The sequence below is a fragment of the Streptomyces sp. NPDC019396 genome (assembly GCF_040632375.1).
GTDB lineage: Bacteria > Actinomycetota > Actinomycetes > Streptomycetales > Streptomycetaceae > Streptomyces.
Genome location: NZ_JBEYBS010000022.1, coordinates 67,255 through 85,417 on the forward strand (window position 1 = coordinate 67,255; position 18,163 = coordinate 85,417).

The 18,163-nt window shown below is 70.9% G+C and carries 15 protein-coding genes; 11 read left to right on the top strand and 4 right to left on the bottom strand.

Annotation, left to right across the window (positions count from 1 at the left end):
- Positions 1-10: 10 nt before the first annotated feature.
- The gene (locus ABZ532_RS23925) at positions 11-2,935 is read right to left on the bottom strand and encodes an AAA family ATPase (RefSeq protein ID WP_361287252.1); all 2,925 of its coding nucleotides are present in this window, start codon (positions 2,933-2,935) and stop codon (positions 11-13) included.
- 217 nt (positions 2,936-3,152) lie between these two features.
- Between ABZ532_RS23925 and ABZ532_RS23930 the strand changes: the two genes are divergently transcribed.
- The 3 genes from ABZ532_RS23930 to ABZ532_RS23940 are packed head-to-tail and all read left to right on the top strand — an operon-like array spanning position 3,153 to position 5,832.
- The gene (locus tag ABZ532_RS23930) at positions 3,153-3,941 is read left to right on the top strand and encodes a CPBP family intramembrane glutamic endopeptidase (RefSeq protein WP_361287255.1); all 789 of its coding nucleotides are present in this window, start codon (positions 3,153-3,155) and stop codon (positions 3,939-3,941) included.
- A gap of 17 nt (positions 3,942-3,958) precedes the next feature.
- Complete coding sequence (locus tag ABZ532_RS23935) at positions 3,959-5,236, top strand: sensor histidine kinase (RefSeq protein ID WP_361287258.1); 1,278 nt, start codon at positions 3,959-3,961, stop codon at positions 5,234-5,236.
- Positions 5,188-5,832 (top strand): response regulator transcription factor, encoded by a 645-nt coding sequence (locus ABZ532_RS23940; RefSeq protein WP_361287261.1) that lies wholly within the window; start codon positions 5,188-5,190, stop codon positions 5,830-5,832. Before ABZ532_RS23935 ends, ABZ532_RS23940 begins: the two co-directional genes overlap by 49 nt.
- Before the next feature lie 66 nt (positions 5,833-5,898).
- Here the strand turns inward: ABZ532_RS23940 and ABZ532_RS23945 are convergent, their stop codons facing one another.
- Complete coding sequence (locus ABZ532_RS23945; RefSeq protein WP_361287425.1) at positions 5,899-7,533, bottom strand: acyl-CoA synthetase; 1,635 nt, start codon at positions 7,531-7,533, stop codon at positions 5,899-5,901.
- Positions 7,534-7,709: 176 nt separating this feature from the next.
- On the opposite strand from ABZ532_RS23945, the gene ABZ532_RS23950 reads away from it, so the two are divergent.
- The 7 genes from ABZ532_RS23950 to ABZ532_RS23980 all read left to right on the top strand — a co-directional run bounded on the left by ABZ532_RS23950 (position 7,710) and on the right by ABZ532_RS23980 (position 13,164).
- Positions 7,710-8,510: a crotonase/enoyl-CoA hydratase family protein gene (locus ABZ532_RS23950; protein ID WP_361287264.1), complete on the top strand. Its 801-nt coding sequence runs from the start codon at positions 7,710-7,712 to the stop codon at positions 8,508-8,510.
- 44 nt (positions 8,511-8,554) lie between these two features.
- Positions 8,555-9,517, top strand: a complete 963-nt coding sequence (locus tag ABZ532_RS23955; RefSeq protein ID WP_361287267.1) for an OB-fold domain-containing protein — start codon at positions 8,555-8,557, stop codon at positions 9,515-9,517.
- Between the two features lie 2 nt (positions 9,518-9,519).
- Entirely contained in the window at positions 9,520-10,566 is a 1,047-nt protein-coding gene (locus ABZ532_RS23960) for a thiolase domain-containing protein (protein ID WP_361287270.1), read from the top strand.
- A complete protein-coding gene (locus ABZ532_RS23965) occupies positions 10,563-11,741 on the top strand; it encodes a thiolase domain-containing protein (RefSeq protein ID WP_361287273.1) in 1,179 nt (392 codons plus the stop codon). The genes ABZ532_RS23960 and ABZ532_RS23965 overlap by 4 nt, the downstream gene beginning before the upstream one ends.
- 130 nt (positions 11,742-11,871) lie before the next feature.
- A complete protein-coding gene (locus tag ABZ532_RS23970) occupies positions 11,872-12,114 on the top strand; it encodes a DUF397 domain-containing protein (protein WP_361287276.1) in 243 nt (80 codons plus the stop codon).
- Positions 12,115-12,195: 81 nt separating this feature from the next.
- Complete coding sequence (locus ABZ532_RS23975) at positions 12,196-12,594, top strand: RidA family protein (protein ID WP_361287279.1); 399 nt, start codon at positions 12,196-12,198, stop codon at positions 12,592-12,594.
- A 69-nt stretch (positions 12,595-12,663) separates the two neighbouring features.
- On the top strand, positions 12,664-13,164 hold the full coding sequence (locus ABZ532_RS23980) for a hypothetical protein (RefSeq protein ID WP_361287282.1): 501 nt from the start codon (positions 12,664-12,666) through the stop codon (positions 13,162-13,164).
- A 95-nt stretch (positions 13,165-13,259) separates the two neighbouring features.
- On the opposite strand, the gene ABZ532_RS23985 is transcribed toward ABZ532_RS23980, so the two are convergent.
- On the bottom strand, positions 13,260-15,485 hold the full coding sequence (locus ABZ532_RS23985) for a terpene synthase family protein (protein WP_361287285.1): 2,226 nt from the start codon (positions 15,483-15,485) through the stop codon (positions 13,260-13,262).
- Between the two features lie 170 nt (positions 15,486-15,655).
- On the bottom strand, positions 15,656-17,014 hold the full coding sequence (locus ABZ532_RS23990) for an MFS transporter (RefSeq protein ID WP_361287428.1): 1,359 nt from the start codon (positions 17,012-17,014) through the stop codon (positions 15,656-15,658).
- Between the two features lie 187 nt (positions 17,015-17,201).
- Here ABZ532_RS23990 and ABZ532_RS23995 point away from each other — a divergent pair, with 187 nt between their 5' ends.
- Positions 17,202-18,140 (top strand): helix-turn-helix transcriptional regulator, encoded by a 939-nt coding sequence (locus tag ABZ532_RS23995; RefSeq protein ID WP_361287288.1) that lies wholly within the window; start codon positions 17,202-17,204, stop codon positions 18,138-18,140.
- Positions 18,141-18,163 lie beyond the last annotated feature (23 nt).

Sequence of the window (18,163 nt, forward strand, 5' to 3'; positions counted from 1 at the left end):
CGGCCGTGGCTCAGGCGCTGCCCGCGCGCGCGGCGCCGGAGACCGCCGTGCGGGTGACGAGGCTGGCGAGAGCCGAACGCGACGGGATCCCGGACTTGCGGTAGATCGCGGTCAGATGGGTCTCGACGGTGCGCCGGCTCAGGTGCAGCCCATCGGCGATGGCGTGATTGCTCAGCCCCTCGGCGACCAGTCCCGCGATCTCCCGCTCACGCGCCGTCAGCAAAGCCAGCTCCGGTGGTACTTCCTGGCCGCGATCTCCGTCAGCCTCCTGCGGACGTATCATCTCGGCCAGATCGACCAGCAGACGTGCCCCGCCGTCACTGGCGAGGCGATGCGCCCGCTGCCACATCGCGGCGGCGCCTGCGTGGTCACCCGAGGACTGCGCCAGGGCGACCGTACGCAGCAAGGTGTACGCCTCCCACAGCGCGGCCCCCATGGTGGTGTACTCCCGCGCCGCCTGGTCGAGCAGGCGCATGGCCGTACCGACGTCGCCCCGGTGCTCGGCGAGCGCCGCCGACGCGCGCAGGGCGGCCGCACGCTGGCCGCCCAGCCCCAGCCGTCCGGCCTCTTCGGTGGCGCGGGCCGCCCAGCTCTCGGCCTCGTCCAGCCGGCCACCCGCGAGCGCGGTGGCGACGAGCAGCTCGAGCTGCGCGGGACGTAGCGACGGCTGCACCCGGTGCAGGTGCGTACCGCCTCCGGCTCTCAGGACGGCTTCCTCGGCGCGGTGCGCATCCCCGTTCACGAGTGCCGTATGGCCGAGGATGCACCAGGCCAGCGACGCCCACCAGCTGTCGCTCGCACCGGCCGTGGCGACGGCCTCCTCGGCGACCGCCATCGCCCGTGCGTCCCCCAGGGGGCAGGCCGCGAGAACGATCAGAGGGGCGAACGACAGGGTGAACGTGAGGAGTTCGCTGTCTCCGATGCCCCGTGCGATGGACTCGGCCTCATCGGCCGACTGGAGCGCCGAAGGCAGCCGGCAGGTGTTCAGATGGACATACGCCCTGCTCATCAGCAGGTGCGGCAGCAGATAGAGCTGACCGCTGCGGCGGGCGATGGCCAGTCCCCGGTCGGCGTGCCGCTCGGCGTCGGTGTAGCGCTCCAGCATCGTCTCCGCCCAGCTCAGCCACACCAGGGACTCGCAGAGCTCGGTGAGAGAGGGGTCGGTGAGTCCGTCGGCCAGCTGGGCCGCCTCGCCGGCGAACCGGAGGGCCGTGGCGGTTTCGCCTTCGTATGCCTCGCCGAGTGCGCACAGGGCCAGTGCCGCGGCCTCACCCGTCCGGTCCCCGTGGGTGCGGGCGAGGTCGAGAGTCCGTGCCAGCTCGTCGCGTACGGCGGGGTAGGCCACGGTCAGCAGCGCGGACATGCCCAGCGCGAGTCCCAGCGACACCGCCTGGCCGGGCGACGGCCCCGGGCTGCGCGACAGCTCACGCCGCAGCAGGGCGGTCGCCTCCGGAGAGTGCCCGAGGTGCCGTTCCATCACGGCGCACTGGGCGATGGCGTCGGCGCGCAGCGAGGGGTCGTCGGCGCAGGCGGAGTTGATCACCCTGTGCAGCAGGTCACGGCTTTCCCGCAGATGGCCGCAGACCCCGAGGGCACGGGCCCTGGCCAGCGTCAGCTCACCGCGCTGCCTGACGTGTTCGGGAGCATCCGGCAGCAGCTCCAGCACGACGTCCAGCAGGTGGGCGGCGGTGGCGGGTGCCGTATGGCCGAGCTGGTCGGCCGCTTCGGTGAGCACTCTGGCGGCCGCCGGGTCCCAGCCGGTCAGCGACCGCTCCACATGGTGGGCGCGTTCCGCGGCCGAAGCGCCGGACCGGGCCAGCTCGTCGGCGGCGCGGCGGTGGATCCCGGCCCGCTCATGGGCCGCGGTGTTCCCGTACACCAGGGCCCTGAGCACCGGGTGCCGAAGCGCCCACCGGCCGCCCGGAGCGGGCCGCAGCAGGTCACGCTGCATCAGAGCGCCTATGAAACCGTCCAGTTCACGGCCCGGGTATCCGGTGGAGGACGCCAGCATGGCCGATGTCGCGTGGTCCCCGAGCACCGCCACCGTATCGACGGTGCGGCGTTCCGGCGCGCTCAGCGGGGTGAGCTCGTCCAGCAGCAGGGCACGCAGACCGCTCGGCACACCGACAAGATCGCCGTGCCGGGCCGCGGTCGCGGCTCCCGGCAGCGGGGCGCCGCTGCGGTAGGCGTGGAGCAGGGACAGCAGATAGAGAGGGTTCCCCTCGCTGGCGGCGAAGAGCTCCGCGGCGTCACCGGGGGGAAGCCCCGCGGCGAATTCGGTGAGCGACTCACGCTCGGGGAGCGGGGACAGCTCCATGGGGAGCACGACACCGCTGTCGATCCCGCGGGTGAGCGCCGCCGTCAGCGAGGTCGGCGTCTGCCGGTCCCGTCGCGCCACGACGAGCAGCACCCGGCCGCTCACCGGATGCCGTACGAGATGGTCGAGCAGCTCCAGCGAGCCCGGGTCGGCCCAGTGCAGATCGTCCAGGGCCACCAGCAGCCCGCGGTCCCCGGAACTGCTCGCGAGCCTGGCCAGCAGACGCGCGACCGCACGGTAGGCACCGAAGCGGTCAGCCGCGCCGGGTGCACCGGACGCCGTATGGGAGACACCGCGCACCACGGGCGCCGCCTCCGTGAACGCGGCCGCGGTGTCATCGCCCGCACCGTTTTTCACGAGGTCGTGCACGTCGATGTCCGCGAAGGCGTCCGTGAATGCCTGGAAAGGCGTGTGCCGCTCGAACTCCGTGGCCCTGCCCCGCAGTACCGTCATCCCGCCGCGCGCTGCCTTGGCGCACAGCTCACCCAGCAGCCGGCTCTTACCGATCCCGGCGTCCCCGGTGACGTCGACCACCGAGGGCCCGACGCTCTGTCCGATCCTCGCGATCAGGGAGTCGAGCTGCGCCAACTCTTCGGTTCTACCGACCAGTTTCAACACGCAGTCACTATCCCATGACGCACTGACAACCTCCTTCGGCAGCGCCTCGACCTGGCCGGGTGCTGCCGAAGGCGCATGTGGGGTGCCCGCACCGCCTGCCACGTGGACGGGTCGAGGAAGTCCGACGGCATCGGCCTTGGAAGGTGGTGCTGGGTACAGCCCACCTTGGCAAGCAGGTGCAGTCCGCGCCCACCGAACGTGCGGCATCGTCGACTTCATGCAGATGAGACAGCAGACGAGACAGCAGACGCAGTGGAAAGCGCAGGCCGGAGTGTTTCTGGCGATCGCCTTCGTGGCGGCCGGGGTACTGGGAGCCGTGCAGCCGGCCACCGGTATCCCCCCGGAGGTCATCCAGCTGACCCAGTTCGGCCCCGCACTGGCCGTGGCGGTGGCGGCCATGCTGTGGCCGGCCCTGACCCGCGGGCTGCTCGACGGCTACCCGACGGGTACGGCCGTCCGGGGCCGGGCGCTGATCGCCACGGCCCCCCTGGCCATCCTCCTGGCGGCAGGCTCATACGCCCTGTTCACCGGCGCCGCTCACGTCACCGACCCCCGCAGCCTGCACCACTCCTTCTTCCTCGTGGTCTGTGCGCAGCTGGTGGGCGCCTGCGGTGAGGAGATCGGCTGGCGCTGCTTCCTGCAACCACTGCTGCGAACGCGCTTCGGGCCGGTGACCGCGTCGGTGGCGGTCGGTGTGGCCTGGGGCCTGTGGCACGTTCAGGTGCTGGCGGGGAGCCCCGCCTACGCAGCGGGCTTCCTGCTGGCCACGACCGCGATGTCCGTCGTGCTGGGTGTGGCCCTGGACGAGGCACGGGGGCACCAACGCCTGCTCCTCGCCGGCGCCTTCCACTGCCTGATCAATCTGGGCATGCTCCTGGCCATGGACGAGGAGACGGGCAGGGCGGCGCCGATGGTCCTGTTCGGCCTGGCGTGCGCGGCGACCGCGCTGCCGTGGACCCTGAGCGGGCGGCGCGGCGCCCCGGTTAAGATCGCGGAGAGAGCGTGATGATCGGGTCGGGGGTCATGAGGGCGGTGCGTGTCGGGCGAGGGGAGTGGATCGCCCTCGGGCGCTGTCAGTTGCTCGGGCTGACCGGGTTTGCGGTGACCGGCGTCGGGCTGCTGGCCGGTGGGGCGCTGCTGCTGCTGCCGCTCGGAATCGGCTTCTGGGCGCTGCCTCCCGCCGCCCGGCTCCTGCGCCGCGTCTGCGACCGGTACAGGAACCGCGCGGCCCGCTGGACCGGCCGTCCCCTCAGCCATCCCGACCCGCTCCCGCACGATACGTCGGCCCGCCGCGGCAGCGCCGAAATCCTCGCAGACGACGGCTTCTGGCGTGACCTGCGCTGGGCTTGCCTGGAGCCGTGGACGGGCGGAGTGCTTGCGGCGGTGCCGCTTGCGCTCGCCGAGTACGGGGCCTTCGGCGCGCTTGTGCAGCCCTTCGTGTGGCGCCGGCTGGGCGATGGCAACTGGTACGCCTTCGTGCCGGTCACGTCGACCGCCACCATGGCCACCGCCCTCCTCCTGGGCCTTGTCCTCTCGGTTGCGGGTCTGCATCTGGCACCGTACGCCACCTCGCTGCACGCCCGTCTCACCCGTCACTTCCTGTCCGCCCCGCGCAGCACCGAACTCGCCCGCCGTGTGGCTCGGCTGGCTGATACGCGAACCGCCGCCCAAGACGTCCACGCGGCTGAAATCGCCCGCATCGAGCGGGATCTGCACGATGGCGCACAAGCCCGGCTCGTGGCGTTGGGGCTGACCCTGGATGATGCGACCCACCTCCTGGACACAGACCCCCGGACCGCCCGGGCCCTGCTCCTCGACGTCCGCGCCACCTCCGAACGGGCGCTGCAGGACCTGCGCGACCTCGTCCACGGCATCCACCCTCCTGTCCTGGCAGACAGGGGTCTCGCCGACGCGGTCCGCTCGCTGGCTCTGGAAAGCCACCTGGATGTGGATGTGCTGGCGGAGCTGCCCCAGGCACGCTTGCCCGCTCCCGTCGAGTCGGCAGCGTACTTCGCGGTGTCCGAACTCCTCACCAACGCGGCCAAACACGCGGCGGCCACCCGCGTCGACATGGTGCTCACGCACGACGGCAGCCGGCTGCGGGTGAGCGTGACCGACGACGGCCGCGGCGGCGCGGACCCTGCGGCCGGGAGCGGACTGAGGGGCATTCAGCACCGGTTGGGCCCCTTCGACGGCACACTCGTCCTGCACAGCCCGCCGGGCGGACCGACCACAGCAGCCTTGGAGATACCGTGCGCGTCGTCCTCGCCGAAGACCTCTTCCTCCTCCGCGACGGGCTGACTCGCACACTGCACGACCACGGTTGCCAGGTCGTCGCCTCCGTGGACAACGGTCCCGAGCTGGCAAGAGCCCTCAGGCGTACCGACCTGGACGTCGCCGTGATCGACGTCCGGCTTCCGCCGACCCACACGGACGAGGGGCTGAGGGCGGCCCTGCGGGCCCGTGAAAGCCGTCCCGCACTCCCGGTCCTGATCCTCTCCCACTTCGTCGACCAGCTGTACGCCCATGAGCTCCTCGCCTCGGGCGAAGGCGCCGTGGGCTACCTGCTCAAGGACCGTGTCACCCACACCGCCCAGTTCATCGACGCCCTGCGCACCGTCGCGGCGGGTGGCACGGTGATGGACCCCCAGGTCGTGGCCAAGCTGCTGACCCGCAGCGGGAGACGGGGCCGCACCGACTCCCTGACCGGCCGCGAGCACGAGGTCCTCGCCCTGATGGCCGAGGGCCGATCGAACACCGCCATCGCCCAGACCCTCCATGTGAGCGAGAGCGCGGTGGCCAAGCACATCGCGTCGGTCTTCGGGAAGTTGCGGATAGAGCAGTCGCCGGAGGACAACCGGCGGGTGCTGGCGGTGCTGGCGTATCTGAAGGGGTGAGCCGTCCGCGCAGCCACGACCCACGGGCCTGTCCGCCCTCACCCCGCCGGCCCAGGTCGGACCGGGTCACCCGGACCGCGGCGCCTCCGCGTCCGCGGTCGCCACGGCCCGTGCCCAGCGGTAGTCTGCCTTGCCGCTCGGTGACCGCTGGATCGTTGGTGCGATCACCAGCTGCCGGGGGATCTTGTAACCGGCCAGCCGCTGGCGGCAGTGCGCCTGGACCGTCCCCAGGTCGAGCACCCCGGCCCCCTCGCGCAACTGCACCACGGCCGCCACATGATTGCCCCAGGTGGCGTCGGGCACCCCGGCGACCAAAGCGTCGTACACATCCGGATGGGCTTTGAGCGCCTGCTCGACCTCCTCCGGATACACCTTCTCGCCACCGGTGTTGATGCACTGCGAACCGCGCCCGAGCACGGTGACGACGCCCTCCTCGTCGACCGTCGCCATGTCCCCGAGCAGTACCCACCGCTCGTCGCCCCTGCGGAAGAAGGTCTCGGCGGTCTTCTCCGGGTCGTTGTAGTAGCCGAGCGGCACATGGCCGCGCTGGGCGATGCGCCCCGGCTCGCCGACGCCGACCGGCTCGTGCGTGGCCGGATCCACCACCTGCGTACGGGCGTTGACGCGCAGCCGGAAGCCCTTGTCCGGCCCCGAGTCCTCTGTCGCCGTGCCGTTGAAGCCGGACTCCGACGAGCCGAAGTTGTTCAGCAGCATCACGTTCGGCGCCAGCGCGGTGAACTGCGCCCGCACCGTTTCGGACATGATCGCCCCCGATGACGACACGCTGAACAGCGAGGAGAGATCGGTCCCCTTGAGCGGTCCTCGCAGTGCGTCGATCAGCGGTCGCAGCATCGCGTCGCCGACCAGCGACACACTGGTCACCCGCTCCCGTTCGATGGTGCGCAGCACCTCCTCCGGAACGTACTTGCGGTGCAGCGCGACCCGTTGCCCGAAGTTGAAGGCGATGAAAGCGGTGAGCGTCGAGGTGCCGTGCATCAGCGGGGGAGTGGGGAAGAAGGTGATTCCGCTGCCGCCCGCGGCGACCCGCTCCGCGAGCTCCTGCGGTCGCCGCACCGGTTCACCCGTGGGCGCCCCGCCGCCGAGACCGGCGAAGAAGAGGTCCTCCTGCCGCCACATCACGCCCTTGGGCATCCCGGTGGTGCCGCCGGTGTAGATGATGAACTGGTCGTCGGGCGACCGCGGTAGGAAGCCTCGTTCCGGTGAGCCGTCCGCCTCCGCGTCCGTGAATTCGAGGCAGTCGAGCGGGGGAGTCCCCTCGGGCGGGGGCCCCACCCGTACCAGGTGGCGCAGCATCCCGCTCCGTGGCGCCGCGACGGCGACCCGCCCGGTGAACTCGGCGTCGAAGACGAGGGCTGCGAGATCGGCGTCGCGGTAGAGGTAGGCCAGCTCGTCCTCCACGTAGCGGTAGTTGACGTTGACCGGCACAAGCCGGGCCTTGAGGCAGCCCAGCACCGTCTGAAGGTACTCGACACCGTTGTAGAGGTGCAGCCCCAGGTGCTCGCCGGGCTTCAGCCCGGCGCCGACGAGGTGGTGGGCGATCCGGTTCGCCGCGGCGTCGAGCTCCGCATAGCGGTACCGGCGCTCCGCCCCCGTACCGGGATGGTCGGCGTAGACGAGTGCCTCACGGTCCGGAACGACGTCCACGACCGACTCGAAAAGGTCGGCAAGGTTGTACTCCACCATTCCTCCTTGGCTCCCGTGCGCACGGTCCACTGCCTCGGCGCGGTCATTAGAGCGCCGGGGCGAACAAGTGGGAAGGGGCCCGGCAGAAGAAATCTGACTGACTGTCAGAAGACTATTGAACTGCACTCCTGGCTCCTGCAACCTGTTCTAGGTCTCGAGACGGGAGGACGGTCATGGCTGGTACGGAACACCTCACCGTGCGGCGCGAGGGCGCCACGCTGGTGCTCACGCTCAACAGGCCGGAGGCGAAGAACGCGCTCTCGCTGCCGATGCTCGTCGGCCTCCACGACGGCTGGGTGGAGGCAGACGCGGACGACACCGTCCGCACCATCGTGCTCACCGGCGCGGGCGGCGGATTCTGCGCCGGAATGGACCTCAAAGCACTCGCGGGCGGAGGGATGGAGGGCGAGCAGTACCGGGACCGGCTGAAGGCCGATCCCGACCTCCACTGGAAGGCGATGCTGCGCCACTACCGCCCCCGCAAGCCCGTCATCGCGGCCGTGGAAGGGCACTGCGTGGCCGGCGGCACCGAGATCCTGCAAGGTACCGACATCCGCGTCGCCGGCGAGAGCGCCACCTTCGGACTGTTCGAGGTCAGACGTGCTCTCTTCCCCATCGGCGGCTCCACAGTCCGCCTCCAGCGCCAGATCCCGCGCACCCACGCCCTGGAGATGCTGCTGACCGGCCGTCCCTACACCGCCGCCGAAGCCGAACGCATCGGGCTCATCGGCCATGTCGTCCCGGACGGCGGGGCCCTGGAAGCCGCCCTCACCATCGCCGAACAGATCAACGCCTGCGGGCCGCTCGCCGTCGAAGCCGTGAAGGCGTCCGTCTACGAGACGGCCGAGATGACCGAGACGGAAGGCCTGGCAGCCGAACTCAAGCGCGGCTGGCCCGTGTTCGACACCGCCGACGCCAAGGAGGGCGCCCGCGCCTTCGCCGAGAAGCGCGCCCCCGTCTACCGCCGGGCGTGAGCACAGGACCCGAGGTCCCGCCCCGCACCCACCCGAGGAGACCCATGTCAGCCGGCCCCGCACCCGAAGTGCTGCGCGCACCCCTGGTCGTCGAGTTCCCCTTCACCCGCTCTCTCGGACCCGTCCAGTCCGCCTTCCTCACCGGCTTGCGCGAGCGCACCGTGCTGGGGGTGCGGACCACCGCGGGCCAGGTGCTCGTGCCACCCGTCGAGTACGACCCCGAGACCGCGCAGGAGATACGCGAGCTGGTCGAAGTCGCCCCCGTCGGCACCGTCACCACCTGGGCCTGGAATCCGGCCCCCCGTCGCGGCCAGCCCCTGCGAACCCCCTTCGCCTGGGTACTGGTCAGGCTCGACGGGGCCGACACCGCACTGCTGCACGCCCTCGACGCCCCCGGCCCCGAGGACGTGCACACCGGAATGCGGGTCCGCGTCCGCTGGGCGCCCGAGCGCGTCGGAGCCATCACCGACATCGCCTGCTTCGAGCCGTACGAAGCCAGTGGGCCCACCGCGGAGGCCCAACCGCACAGCGGATCCTTCACCGACCCCGTCACCGGAATCGTCGCCGCCGCACGGCTCGACTACAGCTACAGCCCCGGCCGCGCCCAGTCCCGCTACATCCACGCACTCGCGGGGCGGCGCACCACCGGCGAACGCTGCCCGTCCTGCCGCAAGGTGTACGTCCCGCCCCGCGGCGCCTGCCCCACCTGCGGAGTCGCCACCGCGGAACAGGTCGAGGTCGGCCCACGGGGCACGGTCACCACCTTCTGCATCGTCAACATCAAGGCCAAGAACCTCGACATAGAGGTGCCCTACGTCTACGCGCACATCGCGCTCGACGGCGCGGACCTCGCCCTGCACGGACGCATCGGCGGCATCCCCTACGACCAGGTACGCATGGGCCTGCGCGTCGAACCGGTGTGGACCGAAGACGGCCGTCACCCCGACCACTACCGGCCCACCGGCGAACCCGACGCGGACTACGACACCTACAAGGAGCTGCTGTAGCCATGCGAGACGTCGCGATCGTCGCCTTCTCCCAGACCGAGACCCGGCGCAGCAGCGAGGAGCTATCCGAGGTCGAGATGCTGATGCCGGTCCTGCACGACGTCCTCGAACGGACCGGACTGCGCACCGGGGACATCGACTTCACCTGCTCCGGCTCCTGCGACTACCTCGCCGGCCGGGCCTTCTCCTTCACCCTGGCCCTCGACGGAGTGGGGGCCTGGCCGCCCATCTCCGAGTCCCATGTCGAGATGGACGGTGCCTGGGCCCTGTACGAAGCCTGGGTGAAACTCCTCACCGGCGAGGCCGACACCGCACTCGTCTACTCGTACGGAAAAACCTCACCCGGCTCGATCCGGGACGTCCTGACCCGCCAGCTCGACCCCTACTACCTCGCCCCGCTATGGCCCGACCCGGTGTCACTCGCCGCCCTCCAGGCCCAGGCGCTCATCGACAGCGGCGCCACCAGCGAACGGGAACTCGCCGGCATCGCCGCCCGCAGCCGCACGGCCGCCGGACCCAATCCGCGGGCACAGCTGCGCGGCCACCACGAGCAGGGGGACTACCTCGTCCATCCCCTGCGCACCGGGGACTGCCCGCCCATCGGCGACGGGGCCGCGGCCGTCATCCTCGCCGCGGGGGACAGAGCCCGCGACCTGTGCGCGCGGCCCGCCTGGATCCGCGGGATGGACCACCGCATCGAGGCCCACGGCCTCGGCGTACGCGACCTCACCGACTCCCCCTCCACCCGGCTGGCCGCCGAGCACGCCGGAGCCTTCGACGCACCCGTCGACACCGCCGAACTGCATGCCCCCTTCACCTCCCAGGAGGTCGTGCTCCGCAAGGCGCTGGACCTCGACGACAGCGCCCGGGTCAACCCGTCAGGAGGCGCACTCGCCGCCAATCCGATCATGGCCGCGGGCCTCGTCAGGATCGGCGAGGCGGCCGCCGCCATCCACCGCGGCGAATCCGGCCGCGCCATCGGCCACGCCACCTCCGGCCCCTGCCTCCAGCAGAATCTGGTCGCCGTCCTCGAAGGAGAGCCGACATGAGCCGCACATCCGCCAAGGAACCCGTGGCCGTCGTCGGCATAGGCCAGACCAAACACGTCGCGGCCCGCCGTGACGTCTCCCTCGCGGGGCTGGTCCGCGAAGCCGCCCGGCGCGCGCTGGACGACGCCGAGCTGGACTGGGCCGACGTCGACGCCGTCGTCATCGGCAAGGCCCCCGACTTCTTCGAGGGCGTGATGATGCCCGAGCTGTATCTCGCCGACGCGCTCGGAGCCGTGGGCAAGCCCATGATGCGGGTCCACACGGCCGGCTCGGTGGGAGGCTCCACCGCACTCGTCGCGGCGAATCTCGTCGCGGCCCGTGTCCACCGCACCGTCCTCACCCTCGCCTTCGAGAAGCAGTCCGAGTCCAACGCCATGTGGGGCCTCTCCCTGCCCATCCCGTTCCAGCAGCCACTGCTCGCGGGCGCGGGCGGCTTCTTCGCCCCGCATGTACGGGCGTACATGCGGCGCACCGGGGCGCCTGACACCGTCGGCTCCCTCGTCGCGTACAAGGACCGCCGCAACGCCCTGAAGAACCCCTACGCGCATCTGCACGAGCACGGCATCACGCTCGAGAAGGTGCAGTCGTCGCCGATGCTCTGGGACCCCATCCGCTACTCGGAGACCTGCCCCTCGTCCGACGGCGCCTGTGCCATGGTCCTCACCGACCGCACGGGCGCGGCCCGTTCACCCGGCCCGCCGGCCTGGCTGCACGGCGGTGCGATGCGCAGCGAGCCCACCCTCTTCGCCGGGAAGGACTTCGTGTCCCCGCAGGCGGGCAAGGACTGCGCCGCCGATGTCTACCGGCAGGCCCATATCGCCGATCCGCGCCGTGAGATCGACGCCGTCGAGATGTACGTGCCGTTCTCCTGGTACGAGCCGATGTGGCTGGAGAACCTCGGCTTCGCGGCGGAGGGGGAGGGCTGGAAACTCACCGAGTCCGGGGTCACCGAACTCGACGGAGACCTGCCCGTGAACCCCTCGGGCGGAGTGCTGTCCACCAACCCCATCGGCGCCTCGGGCATGATCCGCTTCGCCGAGGCCGCCCTCCAAGTACGTGGCCAGGCGGGCGAACACCAGGTCGACGGGGCCCGCAAGGCACTGGGCCACGCCTATGGCGGCGGCTCGCAGTTCTTCGCGATGTGGCTGGTCGGCGCGGAACCCCCGGCGCACTGACCACGCCGGCCCTCACCGACCCACGCCTGGCGCACGTCGGCACATACGTTCCGGCGCTGTCGGCGACCTGTCCGTGACCGGTGGCGATCGCTAGGCTGAGCGCGGACGACGAACCGGGAGGAGTACGCACGTGGCCGAGACCATCACCACGGAGCAGCCGCTTTCGGGCTGGCACAAGCCGGACCTCGACCTCAGCCAGGCCGACTGGCAGCCGGGCACCCAGGGCGCGGGAGACATCCAGATCGCCTTCGTCGAAGGGTTCATCGCGATGCGCAACAGCGGCAGGCCCGAAGCCCCGTCGCTGATCTTCACTCCCGCCGAATGGCGCGCCTTCGTCCTGAACGCCCGCGAAGGGGAGTTCGACCTCACCTGAAGTCCCGGCAGGCGTGGGCCCGCCGGCCCACGCCCTCCGCGCCGTAGCCGCGCACCGGTCCCGGGCTGGGACCATGGGGTCATGGCACTTGATCGGGACATCCAGCGGGTGAGCTCGGGATCGCCCCTCGAACCGGAGATCGGCTTCTCCCGCGCGGTCCGCAAGGGCTCTCATATCGCCGTCGCGGGCACCGCGCCCATCGGCGACGACGGCGGCACCGTCGCGCCGGGTGATGTACACGCCCAGACGCTCCGCTGCCTGGACATCGCCGAGCGCGCGCTGAACGAGGCGGGTGGCTCGCTGGGCGATGTGGTGCGCACCCGCGTCATGCTCACGGACATCGACCGCTGGAGGGAGGCCGCACGCGCTCACGGGGAGCGCTTCGCCGCCGTGCGCCCGGTGTGCACCTTCGTGGAGGTGTCCCGCTTCATCGACCCCGCCTGGCTGGTCGAAGTGGAGGTCGACGCCATCGTGGACTGAGCCCCGCACCCCGCCGATGCGCCGTACCCGGATAGCCGGACCCGGCCGCCGGACACGTACCATGGCCGCATGTCCTTCCTCCGCCGCCGCAGTGCCGCCCACCCCGCGGGCCCTGACTTCGACGTCCTGGCCATGGACCCGAGTGACTGGCCCGGCAACCTCGGCGCGGGGCTGCTGCCTGCGCCCGACGGCAGCTGCCAGGGCGTCTTCCTGCGCTACGACCTGTTCGGCGGCAGGGGTCCGGCGATGATCATCGGCAATCTGCCCGAGGGCTCGCCCGCCCGGGAGCTCGGCGAGGGACAGATCCCCTTCGAGGTCGCCCAGCTGCTCGTCGCACTGGAGAACGACGAGGAGGTCACCGTCACCGGCACCGAGGACGTCCCCGTGATGCAGGGCGACAACCTCCTGATCGTCCGCCGGATCAAGCTCTCCGAGAGCCGTGTCTCCTGCGTCCAGTTCGACCGCAGTGACAACGTCCTGGTCACCATCGCCAGCTGGGACCGGCCGATCACCGACGACCTCTACGCGCTGCTCAAGCCGCTGCCCGCTGAGCTGTTCCAGCAGGGCTGACGGGGCGCCGCCCGAGACCTCGATGACGCCCCCGCGGGCCCGCCGTGACCACGTCACGACGGGCCGCGGTTGTTCCCGGTTCCCGTGACACGCCCCTACGCCGGGACCGGGCCCCTCGCCACCGCGCCACCCGGCCGCCGCAGCGCCGCGACGATCCGGGCCGCCGACATGCCGACCGCCGTCGGCCCACTGGTCCGCAGCGGCGAACCGGCGCCGTGCGGCAGGTCCTCCTCCGCGTACCGCCGCACATTGCGGTGCCAGTGCAGGATTCCGGCGAGCCAGTCCTCCAGCTCCCGCACATAGGCGTCCAATGCCACCCTGGCCCCTTCGTCAAGGCCCAGGTGATCGCACAGCACGGGCAGCTCGTGCTCTTTCAGATGCAGGAACTGACGCAGCCGGGAACGCATCAGATCGTCCGTGATGTGCACGGCCGACGGATAGTCGCAGCCGAAGAAGGACTGCACCACCAGTACGGCGTTGTGCACCTCGCCCTCGATCTCGATCTCCTTCTGGTAGGAGAACAGATCGTTCATCAGCGTGGCGTAGTCCGTCGCCGACTGTTCCAGACCCCGCACCGTGCCACTGCGGTACACCTCGGGTGACAACTCGCCCTCGTGCCGCAGCCGGCACAGCAGCATCGTCAGATCGGCGCCGAAGGTCCGCCGACGCATCTCGATGTAGTCGACCGGGTCGGGCACGCGGTGCTGCGCCTGGTTGTGCAGCTCCCACAGCCAGCTCTCGAGCATCACCTCGATCGCCTGGTGCAGTGCGGACCGTGCCTCGGCCTCCATCGGTCCCGCGGTACGCGCCCACAGGTCCGCGAGCCCCCGCTCCATCGGGCTCACCGCCGTCGCCGCCCCCGCCGCCGGATCATCGAGAGGCATGCAGGCCATCAGCCGCTGGTGGCACGCCTTCGCCTCGACAAGCCTGCGCGGGCGCCCGAACACCAGCGGGTAGTAGTCGTCGGCATAAGTCCCCCAGGTCAGCCACTCGGCGCTCAGTTCCAGCTCTTCGGGTGTGGCGTCGGGGTCGAGCCCCGCCGAGCACAGCGCGAAGTCGAACCCGGCGAGCATCGGCTCGTCCCAGATATCGCCGAGCAGCCCCATCCGGTGCGCCCACGCAAGGGACTTGACGCGTGCGTCATCGAGGTGCGGGCTGAGCGTCAGCGGGAACGGGAGCTCGAAATCGGGCAGCAGAGAGGGACCGGTCCGCTGGTGCGGCACATGGGTGAGACCGCGCAACCGGGCCACCGCGGGGCGCCCGAAGAGCGTGCCGATGTCGAGGGCCGAGGTGCCGAGCACTCCGCCGAACAGCGAAGGGCCGGTCCGCACCTCCCTGTTCATATAGCGACTCGACCGCATATGCCACTCATGGCCGCCCGACTGCCAGTCCTGCAAGCCCTTCGTATAGGCCGCGACCGCCGCGCACTCGTCCGGACCGAGACCGAACTCGACACACATCGCGGGGACTTCGGTCAGCGCCGTGTTCTCGAACTGCTGCAACCGTGAGGTCAGCAGGTCGTTGACGGACTCGGCAGCCTCCTGCGTCGTGCACCCGAGGAACGTCTCCAGCACCAGCACACCATTGCTGAGCTCGCCCTCGTCCTCCACCTCGCGCTGGTAGGAGAACAGGTCGTTGCGCAGATGCACGGCATCGGCGAACGTCTCGGTCAGCACCCGGACCGGCCTCGAACCCGCCACCCGCGCGGGAACCTCCACGCCCGCCGCATACTCGACGAGCCCCGCCGACCACGGCGCGCCCCCCACCTTGCGGCGCATCTCGATGTACTCGACCGGGTTGGACACCCGTCCCTCGTTGATGTTGTCGAGCTCCCAGATCGACTCGTTGAGCAGAGACTCGGTCGCGAGCGCGAACCGGGCCCGCCAGTCGGGAGACTTGTCCGGCACGGTCCGCGCCCACAGATCGGCGAGGCCCGCCTCCACCTGGTTCGTCGGCGCGGGGGTGCCCTGCGCCGGATCCAGCGGCATGAACGCCGGCAGCCGGTCCAGATAGGCCTTGCCGCCCGCCAGGTCCCCGGTGCGCTTGAACACCTCGAGGAAGTGGTCGTCGAAGAAGAAGACCCACACGTACCAGTCCGTCACCAGGGACAGGGCCTCCGCCGAACAGTCCGGGTGGGTGTACGCGCACAGCAGGGCGTAGTCATGCGCGTCGAGGTCCTCCTGCACCCAGACCCCTGACCCCTCCAGCATGCCCATCCGGCGCGCCCATTCCCGGGTGTGCTCCCGCGCCGCCTCGACATGGGGGTTGAGTCGGGCCGGATAGGGGACATAGAAATCCGGCAGTTCGAAGGGCTGTGCCATGCGTGCCCGGGCCTTTCGGTGAACGTCCGCGCGTGCACCGCGCGGACCGGTCGCGTACGGGCCAGTCCTACCCGTCGCCCATCCGGCCCACGCGACGAAGCTGATCACTCATCCGGATGAAAGCGCAGGCACAGCGCCGGACGGCGCCCACCGCGCGACGCGGCGTCCCTTCATGCGACCTGCTTCGGCAGACGCAGGCTCAGCAGCGCCGTGAGCACGACACCCGCCAGCTGCACCAGCAGCGTCGCCACCAGCGCCTCCCGCATACCCACCACCGGCACCAGGCCCAGGAACAGCGAACCGAGCGTGGCCACACCCAGGGCCAGGGACGACTGCTGGGCCGTCACCATCACGCCGCTTCCCACCCCGGCACGGTCAGCCGGTACCTCCGAGAGCACGATCCTGAAGAGCACGGGAAGCTGGAGGGCCTGTCCCGCGCCCGCCACCGCCGCGCCCGGCAGCAGCGACACGGCGTCGAGCCCCGGCCAGTCGCGCCAGACGGCGAGCAGGATCAGGACCAGGCCCACCGCCTGCACCGCCCCGCCCGCGCTCACCACCCGCGTACCGAACCGGCCCACCAGCCGGGGACCCGCCAGCGAGACCGCGAGGAAGGCCACCGCCATCGGCGCCAGCGCCAGCCCCGCGGGGACCGGGCCGAGCAACGCGCCCTGCTGCAGGGCCACCGCGATCACGAACATGAAACCGCTGAAGCCGATCGAGAAGGGCACGATGATCAGCAGCCCGCGCCGCAGCGACACCAGCCGGAAGAGGCTCGGCGGCACCAGCGGAGTGCGGCCCCGCCGGTCGGAGCGCAGCTCGACCCGGTAGAAGGCATACGCCGAGACCGGGAAGAGCGCGAGTACGGTCCATGTCCACAGCGGCCACCCGGCGGCCCGCCCCTCGGTCAGCGGCACCAGCAGGGTCACCAGCGCCGCCGCCAGCAGCAGCGTGCCCGGGACGTCGATGGGCTGGGGGCGCTGGGCACGCGTCTCCGGCACGGCCCGCGCCGCGAGGAAGAGACCGATCGCCACGACGGGCACGTTCACCAGGAACACCGCGCGCCAGCCTGTGCCCGCGAAGTCCCAGGCCACGAGGAGACCGCCCAGTATCTGCCCGGCGACCATCGAGAGCCCGGCCATCGCGCCGTACAGGCTCATGGCGCGGGCGCGCCGGGGCCCTGCGGTGGCCGCCTGGATGGTGGCCAGCACCTGCGGAAGCAGCATCGCCGACGCCGCGCCCTGGGCCACCCGCGCGGCGACCAGCGTCCAGGCATCGGGGGCGAGCCCGCAGGCCAGCGAGGTGAGACCGAAGGCGGCCATTCCGCCGATGAAGAGCCTGCGGCGGCCCAGCATGTCGCCGAGCCGCCCACCGAGTACCAGAAGGACCGAGTAGGAGACGCCGTACCCGGCCACGACGAGCTCCAGCACCGCCTCTCCGGCGGCGAGATCGCGGCCGATCGTGGACAGGGCGACATTGACGATGAAGAAGTCGATGATGGGCAGTGCCGCGCCGAGCAGCACGGTGAACAGTCCGAGTCCGCCAAGCGCGGACGGGGCCGGAGCTTCCGGCGGGGCCGTGCTGCCATGGGTCTGAAGAGTTGCTGTTTCGCTCACGTCAGAAGAGCCTGCTCCCCATTCGAGCCTGGTACCAGAGTCTGTTTATCCTGGTACAAGGAGTACCTGGAAACAGGCTCGACGGTTCGGCACGCTGGGAGTCATGAGCACCTTGGCACAATCGACGCAGACGCGGGCACCGGCATCGCCGCCACCCGTACCCGGAGTCATGACGCACGAGGCCACGGCGTATGCGCGGGAGTCGGAGATCCGCCGTCGCGAGCTCGCCGCGTTCCTGCGCAGCCGGCGGGAGCGGATCAGCCCCGAGACGGTCGGTCTGGACCGTGGCCGCCGAAGGCGTACGCCGGGACTGCGCCGCGAGGAGGTCGCACAGCTCTCCGCGGTCGGTGTCACCTGGTACACCTGGCTCGAGCAGGCCCGCGACATCCAGGTCTCGTCACAGGTGCTCGACTCCCTGGCGCGCACCCTGCTGCTCGACACCACCGAGCGCAGCCATCTGTTCCATCTCGCGGGCGCGATCGACCCGGCCCCCCGCACGGTGTGCCCCTCCGTCACCCCGGCCCTGGTCGCGGTGCTGGAGCAGCTGGAGCCGATCCCGGCGTGCATCCAGAACGGCCGGTACGACATCCTCGCGTACAACCGCAGCTACGGGCGGCTGCTGTGCGATCTGGACGAGGTGCCGCCGGAGGACCGCAACTGCCTGCTGCTGATCCACACGAACGAGCAGTGGCGTTCATCGGTGGTGCTCCGGAAGGAGACCTCGCGGCTGATGGCCGCGAAGTTCCGCGCCGCGATGGCCGAGCATCTCGCCGAGCCCGCCTGGAAGGTGCTGCTGAAACGGCTTCAGTCCGCATCGCCCGAGTTCTGCGAGACATGGGAGCGCCATGAGGTGGTGAGTGCCGCGCACGGCAGGCGCAAGCAGATCAACAACGCTTATGTCGGTCTGCTCACCCTCGACCACACCGATCTCTGGCTCGGTCCGGAGAGCGGCGCGCGCCTGCTCACCTACACGCCGGCCGACCAGGAGTCGCGGGAACGCCTGGAGCGGCTCCGGGAACTGGCCGTCGAGAAGACGGCCTGAGGACTGTCCTGCACGACAACGCG

Coding starts and splice junctions, on each gene's coding strand:
- ABZ532_RS23930 (WP_361287255.1), top strand. CDS start 3,153: ATGCAGATGAGACAGCAGACGAGACAGCAGACGCAGTGGAAAGCGCAG.
- ABZ532_RS23935 (WP_361287258.1), top strand. CDS start 3,959: ATGAGGGCGGTGCGTGTCGGGCGAGGGGAGTGGATCGCCCTCGGGCGC.
- ABZ532_RS23950 (WP_361287264.1), top strand. CDS start 7,710: ATGGCTGGTACGGAACACCTCACCGTGCGGCGCGAGGGCGCCACGCTG.
- ABZ532_RS23955 (WP_361287267.1), top strand. CDS start 8,555: ATGTCAGCCGGCCCCGCACCCGAAGTGCTGCGCGCACCCCTGGTCGTC.
- ABZ532_RS23960 (WP_361287270.1), top strand. CDS start 9,520: ATGCGAGACGTCGCGATCGTCGCCTTCTCCCAGACCGAGACCCGGCGC.
- ABZ532_RS23965 (WP_361287273.1), top strand. CDS start 10,563: ATGAGCCGCACATCCGCCAAGGAACCCGTGGCCGTCGTCGGCATAGGC.
- ABZ532_RS23975 (WP_361287279.1), top strand. CDS start 12,196: ATGGCACTTGATCGGGACATCCAGCGGGTGAGCTCGGGATCGCCCCTC.
- ABZ532_RS23980 (WP_361287282.1), top strand. CDS start 12,664: ATGTCCTTCCTCCGCCGCCGCAGTGCCGCCCACCCCGCGGGCCCTGAC.
- ABZ532_RS23985 (WP_361287285.1), bottom strand. CDS start 15,485: ATGGCACAGCCCTTCGAACTGCCGGATTTCTATGTCCCCTATCCGGCC.
- ABZ532_RS23995 (WP_361287288.1), top strand. CDS start 17,202: ATGAGCACCTTGGCACAATCGACGCAGACGCGGGCACCGGCATCGCCG.